Origin of the sequence: Tahibacter caeni, from assembly GCF_024609805.1 — a bacterium.
Taxonomy (GTDB): Bacteria; Pseudomonadota; Gammaproteobacteria; order Xanthomonadales; family Rhodanobacteraceae; genus Tahibacter; species Tahibacter caeni.
Window position 1 is genome coordinate 1 of sequence record NZ_JANFVR010000579.1, and the last position, 1,687, is coordinate 1,687.

A 1,687-nucleotide genomic window follows, 5' to 3' on the forward strand; every position below is an offset into this window, starting at 1 on the left:
CGTGCGTGGTGCCGGCTTGGCCGGCGGGGCGGCGTCGGCCGGTGCCTGGGCGGTCATCTGAGGCGCAGCCGGCGTGGCCGGCGGCTCGGGGGCGGCGGCCGGTTCGGGCGGCGGCACGATCGCGCTGATCGGCACGACGTCGCGCTCGCTGCGCGCGACGGCCGGCGCGGTCGGGCTGGATGCGCCCGGCAGGGTTTCCTGGAACGCGTTGCGCATCTGCCAGGCCACGCCGGCGGCCAGCACGAGGCCGGCCGCGCTGCTGAGGCCGACCATCCACCAGGGCCGGCGCGTACGCGTGTTCGCATGGCGCAAGGCGTTGACGCGCTGCGGCTCGACCGCGGCGCGCGCCATCGCGAGCACGGCCGCGTCGAGCTTCGCATCCGGCTCGGTCTGCGGCAGGCGGCGATACAGGCGTGCGAGCTCGGATTCCTCGCCGGCGAGGAAGGCTTCGAATTCGCGCTCGTGGTGATTTCGATGAGTCATTCGGCAAACCTTGCGCGGATCTTCGCGAACGCGTATCGCAATCGCGACTTCACCGTCTCCTGTCCGGCGCCGGTCACTTCGGCGATTTCCTCCAGCCCCAGACCGTTCTCCATGCGCAGCACGAACGCGGTGCGCTGCTCGTCCGGCAGATCCTCCAGCGCCCGCTGCAGGCGGCGGCGCTGCTCGAACTCGCTGAGCACCCGGTCGGGGCGCTCGGTCTCGGGGGCGTCGAGCTGGCGCAGTACCAGCTCGGTTTCCTCGCTGCCGGCCTGAGGTCTATGGCGGCGCATCAGGTCGATCGCAAGGTTGTGCGCGATCTGCAGCAGCCAGGTCGTGAACTTGGCCTCGGGCCGGTAGCGCTCGCGGGCGACGATGACGCGGCTCCAGGTTTCCTGGAACAGCTCGTCGGCGCTGGCGCGTTCGCTGCGGCAATGGCGCAGCAGGAACCGGTACAGCGTGCCGCGGTGACGCGTGTACAGCGCGTCGAACGCGTGCGCGTCGCCGCGGCCGTAGGCCAGCATCAATTCTTCGTCCGTACACTCCTCCCTCATGGGGCGGCAGGGTAAGCGATACATGCAATGACGTCATCCGATGGCACCTCCGGGCGCCGTCGCTGCAACGGCCGAACAGCGCCGCAGGGGTTTGACGCCGCGCCGACTTGCACCGCCTGATACTCTGGCGGCCGCCGCTGGTCGCCGGAAGCGGCGGCCGGACGCGAACACTCGCTCATTCCCGCTCAACACGGATGCGCAACCATGGCCACTGAAAAGATTCCCGCACGTGCAAAGACCAAAGCCGAAGCCGTCGACGCCGCCGAGACCGTGAACGGCGAGGCACCCTCGCCGACGCCGGCCGAAGCCATCCACGAGCTCGGCGGATCGCTGGGCCGCGCCTGGAACGAGGCCCGTGACAGTGTCAGCGGCATCGGCGCCAAGCTCGGGCAGCGCGCGCGCAACGTCCGCAGCGAGACGCGCGAGGCCGCCAGCGAGACCCGCGAGGGGCTGCAGGACGCGATCGACGGCATGGGCGAGCTCGGCCAGGAGATCGCCGAGGACGCGATCGAGCTCGGCCGTTCGGTCGGCCTCAGCTTGTCCCAGTTCGTGCGGCGCCACCCGATGCGTTCGCTCGCGATCGCCGCGGCGGCCGGTGCGCTCACCGCGCACCTGCTGCGCCGCCGCGGGCGCTGAGGCGTGGACGAAACGGC

General features: G+C 71.3%; 2 protein-coding genes and 1 pseudogene. 1 reads left to right on the forward strand and 2 read right to left on the reverse strand.

Features of this window, described 5'->3' with window-relative positions:
- Together NON22_RS23945 and NON22_RS23950 are read right to left on the reverse strand one after the other, a co-directional pair.
- Window positions 1-483, reverse strand: a pseudogene (locus tag NON22_RS23945) (hypothetical protein); the annotation flags it as partial.
- Window positions 480-1,004, reverse strand: coding sequence for an RNA polymerase sigma factor (locus NON22_RS23950; protein ID WP_257389495.1), 525 nt, complete (start codon window positions 1,002-1,004; stop codon window positions 480-482). The gene NON22_RS23950 and the pseudogene NON22_RS23945, both read right to left, overlap by 4 nt.
- Window positions 1,005-1,238: 234 nt before the next feature.
- Here NON22_RS23950 and NON22_RS23955 point away from each other — a divergent pair, with 234 nt between their 5' ends.
- On the forward strand, window positions 1,239-1,670 hold the full coding sequence (locus NON22_RS23955; RefSeq protein ID WP_257389497.1) for a hypothetical protein: 432 nt from the start codon (window positions 1,239-1,241) through the stop codon (window positions 1,668-1,670).
- The last annotated feature ends 17 nt before the right edge of the window (window positions 1,671-1,687 follow it).